This is a genomic window from Thermoleptolyngbya sp. M55_K2018_002, assembly GCF_015295965.1.
In the GTDB taxonomy this organism is placed as follows: Bacteria; Cyanobacteriota; Cyanobacteriia; order Elainellales; family Elainellaceae; genus Thermoleptolyngbya; species Thermoleptolyngbya sichuanensis.
Window position 1 is genome coordinate 1 of the sequence record NZ_DVEA01000140.1, and the last position, 6,597, is coordinate 6,597.

Genomic DNA, 6,597 nt, shown 5'->3' on the forward strand with positions numbered 1-6,597 from the left:
GTGTTGCCGCTGGTGGCCTCGATGAGCGTGTCGCCGGGCCGGATGTCACCACGCTCCTCGGCGCGCCGGATCATCGACACCGCAGGACGATCCTTGACCGACCCGGCCGGGTTGTTGCCTTCGAGCTTGCCCAGCATCTCGGCCATCAGCGGACGCATGGCGATGCCGCGGGCCAGCGCCTGGCCATGCTCGCGATAGGTGGCGATCACGGCATCGCGCGGTTCGAGCGCCTGCATGATGCCGACGGCGATCGCCTCCTTCAGTCGAGACAGCGTACCGTCCCAATTTTTCAGCGCCGACCCCGACAGGCGATCGGCCTGAATTTGCACACTGCTGGAAATGTCTTCGGCAATTTCGGGCAGCGCATCGGCGGATTTTTTCAGCAGGCGGCGCGTCTCACGTCCAGTGCGCGGAGCCAGCAGCAGCCCCGTCACCGCGCCGATTGCCACACCCACGATCGCCCCTGCCAAGAAGGTTCCTGCCGAACCCGACCGATTGTCTGCCATGTCTTTGTACTCCTGCCTGTTCTCCTAAAAACCTGGCTCAAGCCCTGCGCTGAAGCCCTGCGGTGCCCAAGCCTTGCCGTCGCCCTGTTGAGCGGTTCAGTTCGCTACTCTACTCCAAGTCTGACTGCTCAATCCAGAATTGCAGCTAACCCAACTAACCCAACCGGGCAACGGGCAACGCCCATTCAGTCCTTGGATTTGCCGCGTCCCCGATAGGACTGGGATTGTCGCGCCTATTTAGGCGTTGCCTTTGCTTTCGCGCGTCTCCGGGCCCCAAACCCCCGGCCGCCAAACCAGAGGGATTGCGCTAAGCTGACCAGGGCGATCGCCTGTCGCAGCCGCTGCACCTGGGGGCCAACCTGCTGAAGCTGCTGCCGCAGTTGTTCAATGTGGGTCTGTCCCTGGGCGATCGCCACAGGTGCGCCCTGCAACGTCCGATAGGTTTGGCGCTCGGCACGGGTCAGCGTATCAGCCACCTGTCGCAGCCCCCGCCCCAGTCGCCACAACCACCCGGCCGCATACAACCCAAACAGGGCCAGGCTAAAATTAAGCACCACCACCGCCATTAGCATGGTTTTGGGCTTCCCTCACTCAAATCCGCGTCCACTCTTGTCTTGAATAGCTTGAATAAACTGAGATAAATCGTCAACAAATCGCCAGCCTATACGACAGCCTATTGCCAGTTTACTGCCCGTTAATCGCTAGACGCTTGCTGGATTCAGACCTCCTATCAAGCCCCCTCCGACGCACCCGACCCCTAAATTCTAATCACAACTGGCCTGATTTAGGCTGAAATCAGGCCCAAACCCGACCGTTCCTTCGGCTCCACTCTGGCATCATGGCCCCCGCACAAAGGGGGATTTTTGAACATGGCATCTTCTTCCCCCTTTCAACCGCTCTCTCAGGCGCTCTCTCAAGCGCTCTACGTCAACCCTGCCACGGGTCGCGATGACGCTAGCGGCAGCCAGTCCGCTCCCTATCGCACCATCACGCGGGCGCTGCGGCGGGCAACGGCAGGAACGGTAATCCAGCTTGCGGCAGGAACCTACAGTACCAAGACGGGCGAAACCTTTCCGCTGGTGATTGCTGCGGGGATTACCGTGGTGGGCGATCCGGCCTCGAAGGGCGATCGCCTGATCATCGAAGGCGGCGGCGACTACCTCAGCCCCACCTTTGCCCGACAAAGCGTGACGCTGCGGCTGGAGGACAAGTCCGAACTGCGCGGCGTGACGGTGATCAATCCCCAGCCCCAGGGCACAGGCGTTTGGCTGGAAGGGGCAACCGGGGCCAACCCAGCGGCCCGCGTGGCGCAATGCACCTTCACCCGCTGCGGCCAGGGCATTGTGGCCACGGGCAGCGCCCTGCCTGAAATTGCCGACTGCCTGTTTCAGCAAAACACCGTCAGCGGCATTTCCCTCAGCCGCAACGCCAAGGGCGAACTGCTGCGAAACCTCTGTCAGCAAACCGCGACGGGCATCACCCTCAGCGACAACACCGCCCCTCTGCTGGTGGGCAATCGGCTGGTGCAAAACCGCGTGGGCATCGTGATTTCGGGCAATGCTCGTCCGGTGCTGCGGAATAACGTGGTGGAGCGCAACGGCGAAGACGGCCTAGTGACCGTGGGCAACGCTGCGCCCGACCTTGGCAAGCCCCAGGACCCCGGCGGCAATGTGTTTCAAAACAACGGCGCAGCCGACGTGCGAAACAGCACCAGTGCCGTTTTGGCCTCCGTGGGCAACCAGATTAATCCAACCCGCGTAAACCTGGGCGCATTGCCGTCGGCCAAAGGCTTGGAGTTCATTGCCAGCACCGTAGCAGAGCAGATTCGACCCATCTCGCCGCCGCAGCCGCAGCCGCGGCCCGTGCCGACTCCGCCATTGCCCCCCGTCCCGATTCCCGAAACCGGACTGACCGATATATCAGGCCATTGGGCAGAGGCCTTCATCGCGGCGCTGGTCGAACGCAGCATTATTGGCGGCTTTCCCGATCGCACCTTCAAGCCCGATTTGCCGCTGACACGGGCGCAGTTTGCCACGATTTTGACGCGCACCTTTGACCTGCCCGCCGTGCGCTCGCCCTCCAGTTTTGTCGATGTTGCGCCAGACTTTTGGGCCGCAGCGGCGATCGCCCGTGCCGTAGAAATGGGCTTTTTGGCGGGCTTTCCCGACGGTACGTTTCGCCCCAATGTCAACCTGACGCGGGTGCAGGCGATTTTGGCCCTGGTCAACGGGCTGGGGCTGACGGGCGGGCATCCGGGGCATCTGGGCGTATACCGCGATCGCGCCCAAATTCCCACCTACGCCACGATTCCCATCGCCACCGCCACCCAAAAGCGCCTGATTGTGAACTATCCCCAGGTGGATCTGCTGCGCCCCATGAGCGACATCACCCGCGCCGAGGTGTCGGCCATTCTGTACCAGGCACTCGTGATTACCGCCCAGGCTCGCGCCATTCCCTCGCCCTACATCGTGGTTCCCGATACAGTCGCTGTCGCCTTTTCAGACACCACCCGCCACTGGGCAGCAGACTTTATCCAGGGCCTGGTCAGCCAGGGCGCAGTCAGCGGGTTTTCCGACGGCACGTTTCGGCCAGAGGCCGGCATGAGCCGCGCCCAGTATGCTGCGCTTTTGGTCAATACCTTCAATCCGCTGCCCCGGCGGCCCGCGCTGGAGTTTACCGATGTGCCCACGACGCACTGGGCCTATCGCGCCATTCAGCAGGCCTATCGCGGCAAGTTGCTGTCGGGCGTGGGCGAAAACCAGTTCCGCCCCGACCAAAACGTGCGGCGCATCGAGGTGCTGCTGTCGCTGGTGAACGGGCTGGGACTGCCGCCTGGAAATCCGCTGCTGCTGAACCGCTATGCCGACCGCGACACGCTGCCTACCTTTGCCCAGCCCGCCGTCGCCAGCGCCACGGGCCAGCGCCTCGTGGTCAACTATCCCGACCTCAATCGCCTAGAACCTGTGCGCGAAGCCACCCGCGCCGAAGTGACCGCGATGGTCTACCAGGCGTTGGTGCAGGCTGGGCGATCGCCCGCGATTTTCTCTCCCTACATCGTCGAGCCAGAGGTGGCGGCGCAGTCTGCAATGGCTCCAGCGGCCCCGTCGGTGGGGCAATCGTCTCCGCCGGGCAGCCATCCCGCCGGCCGACCGGAGGATCTGCCAATGGTGATCCTCGATCCGGGGCACGGCGGCGCTGATCCGGGTGTCGTTGTGGGCGAAGTCCAGGAAAAAGACCTGACGCTGGCCATCGCCCTAGACATAGCCAAACTGCTCCAAGACTATGGCGTGCAGATCCGCCTCACCCGCACGGACGATCGCACGGTGTCGCTGGGCGATCGCCTTGCGATTCTGCAACAAACCCAACCTGCACCCAGCGCCCTGATCAGCCTGCATCTCAACGCCACCCGCCCGCCACGCCCCGCCGTCAATGGACTGGAAACCTATCACCTGCCCAGCGCAGCCGAGAGCCGCCGCCTGGCCCAGAGCATTCACACCAATATCGTGCAAACCCTGGAAATGGGCGATCGCGGCATTCGCACCGCCTCCTTTGCCCTCCTGCGGACGTCCATTCCCGCCGTGCATCTGGAGTTGGGCTATTTAACTGGCGAAACAGACGTTGCCAATCTGACCAACCCCGACTATCGCCAGCGGCTTGGAAAGGCGATCGCCCTGGCAGTCGTGCAGTTTGTCAGGCAAACCGTGGGATAAGGGGGGAGGCAGAAGCGCAAAAGATGATGCGATGATGGGAAGGAAAACTGATTCGAGATTCCTCCCCTGCCAACCCAATGCGTCCCTGCCTCCCTCCTGCTCCGCTCAAACCTGGCGATTTGCTGCGTGTGATTACGCCCAGTGGGGCCCTGCGAGAGATGGAGGCTTTTCATCTGGGCGTTGAAATTTGGCGATCGCACGGCTATCGGGTCGAAGTCCCCCCCCACATCGACAAGCGCTGGGGCTATCTGGCAGGCACGGATTTGGAGCGGCGATCGCAGTTTGCCGATGCTTGGAACGATCCGGAGTGTCGCGGGATTCTCTGTGCGCGGGGCGGCTATGGCGGCAGTCGCCTGCTGGAGGAATGGGACTGGGGCACAGCGGAACCCAAGTGGCTGATTGGCTTTTCAGACATTACCAGCCTGCTGTGGGGGCTGGCGCAGCAGGGCATCTCCGGCGTGCATGGCCCCGTGCTAACGACGCTGTGCGTAGAGCCAGACTGGTCGGTGGAGCGGCTAATCCATTGCGTCGAGGGCAAGCCGCTGTCTCCGCTGAAGGGAGACGGCTGGGGTGGCGGCACGGCCAAGGGGCTGCTGCTGCCTGCAAACCTGACAGTGGCGACGCATTTGCTGCATACGCCGCTCCAGCCCGACCTGAATGGCGTAATCCTGGCGCTGGAAGACGTGATGGAAGCACCCTACCGCATCGACCGAATGCTGACCCAGTGGCGCATGAGCGGTTTGCTGTCGCAGGTACGCGGCATTGCGTTGGGTCGCTTTAGCCAGTGCGACGCACCACAGCACATTCCCAGCTTTTCGGTGGAGGGCGTGTTGAGCGATCGCCTCAGTGATTTGGGCATTCCGGTTGTGTCTGACCTGCCCTTTGGCCACGACGGCAGCAATGCAGCGCTACCCGTCGGCGTACCCGTCTGGCTGGATGGCGATCGCGGCATCCTCAGCTTTGAAGGCGAATAAGCGATAATTGACGGTGGTCCAGGTTCTTCTCAACCCTTCAACCCCATATTCCCTCCAAATGCCTACTCGCATCTTGCTGCAAACCACGCTGCTGTCGGGCGGCGATGACTGGACGATTGACCGATTTTCGATGCTGGAGGGCTATCTCCGGTCGCTGACGGACGAGAATGGCAAACCCCTGTGCGAGGTGACGGCCCGCGATCGCCAGCTTGATGCCAACGGCGACGACCCTGTTCTCAGCCAGCTTAGCCGCGCCGACTTTGACCAACTCTGGCTGCTGGCGCTGGATACGGGCGACGGCCTCAGCCCCAAAGATCAGGCAGGAATCTTGCGCTTCCATCAGCAGGGCGGCGGCATCTTTAGCACCCGCGACCATCAAGACATGGGGCTGTCGATGGTGGCGATTCCCCCGCTGGGCCGGTTTCATTATTTCCACACACAAAACCTTGACCCCGACGAGTCGCGCTGCTGCGAAGACGACTGCGAAACGAAGACGATTTCGTTTCCCAACTATCACTCTGGCAGCAACGGCGACTATCAGCAGATCACGCCGCTAGAGCCGCTGCACGACCTGCTGCGCCGTCCCGATGGCAGCGCGATCGCCTTGTTCCCCGCTCATCCGCACGAAGGCGGCGTGGGCGTGCCCGATGGCACAAGCCATGCCCGCGTCATCGCCACGGGTGTCAGCAAGATCACCGGACGCGAATTTAACCTGGTGGTGGCGGCCGAAGGCGTTGAGCAAGACGGACAGCGCACCGGCGCATCAAAAACGGGGCGCATCGTGGCCCAGTCCACCTTTCACCATCTGGCAGATTATAACTGGGACGTGGGTACGGGCTGTCCTAGCTTTGTAGCGGAGCCGCCAGGTACGGGCATGAAAGACAATCCCCAGGCGATCGCCGACATTCATTGCTATGTCAGCAATCTGGCGCGTTGGTTAGGATCTTAACCTAGCTTTTCGTGGCGATAGAGCGTGTAGGAATCAAACAAAACGCCCACCAAGGCAGACACAGACGCTATCACCAGCATTCCGTGGAGCGGATTGCCGCTGCCAAAAACCCGCAAAAACTCGACCACCGGGGAAATGCCAGCCTGACTCATGACTTCCAGGCTGGGAATCTCTTGCAGCAACCGCAGCGGCACCAGTAAGCAGCCCACCAGCACCACAGGCAGCAAAAAGCTGAAAATGGCTGTAATCAAGAGCGATCGCATCAGGTTAGGAAACATACGCATAACGTGTGACAAAACCAGGGAAACGAACGGTGGCAGAGTTTAGGACGCAAAGTGCGATAGGCAAGTGCAGCAGAATACAGGTGCAATCAATGTGCCCTATATTCGGTGCAATCGCTCACGATGCAGACTGAACCAGCGCAAGCCCGACCCCGTTTTGGCGATCGCCCCAGTCAG

Annotated in this window: 6 protein-coding genes and 1 pseudogene; 3 read left to right on the top strand and 4 right to left on the bottom strand. The window is 61.8% G+C overall.

From position 1 onward, the window contains the following. The 3 genes and pseudogenes from IGS51_RS22310 to IGS51_RS06700 all read right to left on the bottom strand — a co-directional run. Positions 1 to 158 (bottom strand): pyridoxal-phosphate dependent enzyme (locus IGS51_RS22310; RefSeq protein WP_367279281.1); only part of this gene is annotated, 158 nt, incomplete at its 3' end. 9 nt (positions 159 to 167) lie between these two features. After that, positions 168 to 506, bottom strand: a pseudogene (locus tag IGS51_RS06695) (YtxH domain-containing protein); the annotation flags it as partial. 233 nt (positions 507 to 739) lie between these two features. Then, positions 740 to 1,078 (bottom strand): hypothetical protein, encoded by a 339-nt coding sequence (locus IGS51_RS06700; protein WP_297077386.1) that lies wholly within the window; start codon positions 1,076 to 1,078, stop codon positions 740 to 742. Positions 1,079 to 1,375: 297 nt separating this feature from the next. Between IGS51_RS06700 and IGS51_RS06705 the strand changes: the two genes are divergently transcribed. From IGS51_RS06705 to IGS51_RS06715, 3 genes are all read left to right on the top strand, one after another. Then, complete coding sequence (locus IGS51_RS06705; RefSeq protein ID WP_297077389.1) at positions 1,376 to 4,216, top strand: S-layer homology domain-containing protein; 2,841 nt, start codon at positions 1,376 to 1,378, stop codon at positions 4,214 to 4,216. A gap of 77 nt (positions 4,217 to 4,293) precedes the next feature. Then, complete coding sequence (locus IGS51_RS06710) at positions 4,294 to 5,190, top strand: LD-carboxypeptidase (RefSeq protein WP_297077391.1); 897 nt, start codon at positions 4,294 to 4,296, stop codon at positions 5,188 to 5,190. A gap of 58 nt (positions 5,191 to 5,248) precedes the next feature. Then, positions 5,249 to 6,139 (top strand): hypothetical protein, encoded by an 891-nt coding sequence (locus IGS51_RS06715; RefSeq protein WP_297077393.1) that lies wholly within the window; start codon positions 5,249 to 5,251, stop codon positions 6,137 to 6,139. On the opposite strand, the gene IGS51_RS06720 is transcribed toward IGS51_RS06715, so the two are convergent. Next, positions 6,136 to 6,423 (bottom strand): hypothetical protein, encoded by a 288-nt coding sequence (locus IGS51_RS06720; protein ID WP_297077395.1) that lies wholly within the window; start codon positions 6,421 to 6,423, stop codon positions 6,136 to 6,138. The genes IGS51_RS06715 and IGS51_RS06720 overlap by 4 nt on opposite strands. Positions 6,424 to 6,597: the final 174 nt, after the last annotated feature.

Excerpts from the sequence above, each read along its gene's own strand:
- IGS51_RS06700 (WP_297077386.1), bottom strand. The coding sequence starts at position 1,078 with ATGCTAATGGCGGTGGTGGTGCTTAATTTTAGCCTGGCCCTGTTTGGG.
- IGS51_RS06705 (WP_297077389.1), top strand. The coding sequence starts at position 1,376 with ATGGCATCTTCTTCCCCCTTTCAACCGCTCTCTCAGGCGCTCTCTCAA.
- IGS51_RS06710 (WP_297077391.1), top strand. The coding sequence starts at position 4,294 with ATGCGTCCCTGCCTCCCTCCTGCTCCGCTCAAACCTGGCGATTTGCTG.
- IGS51_RS06715 (WP_297077393.1), top strand. The coding sequence starts at position 5,249 with ATGCCTACTCGCATCTTGCTGCAAACCACGCTGCTGTCGGGCGGCGAT.
- IGS51_RS06720 (WP_297077395.1), bottom strand. The coding sequence starts at position 6,423 with ATGCGTATGTTTCCTAACCTGATGCGATCGCTCTTGATTACAGCCATT.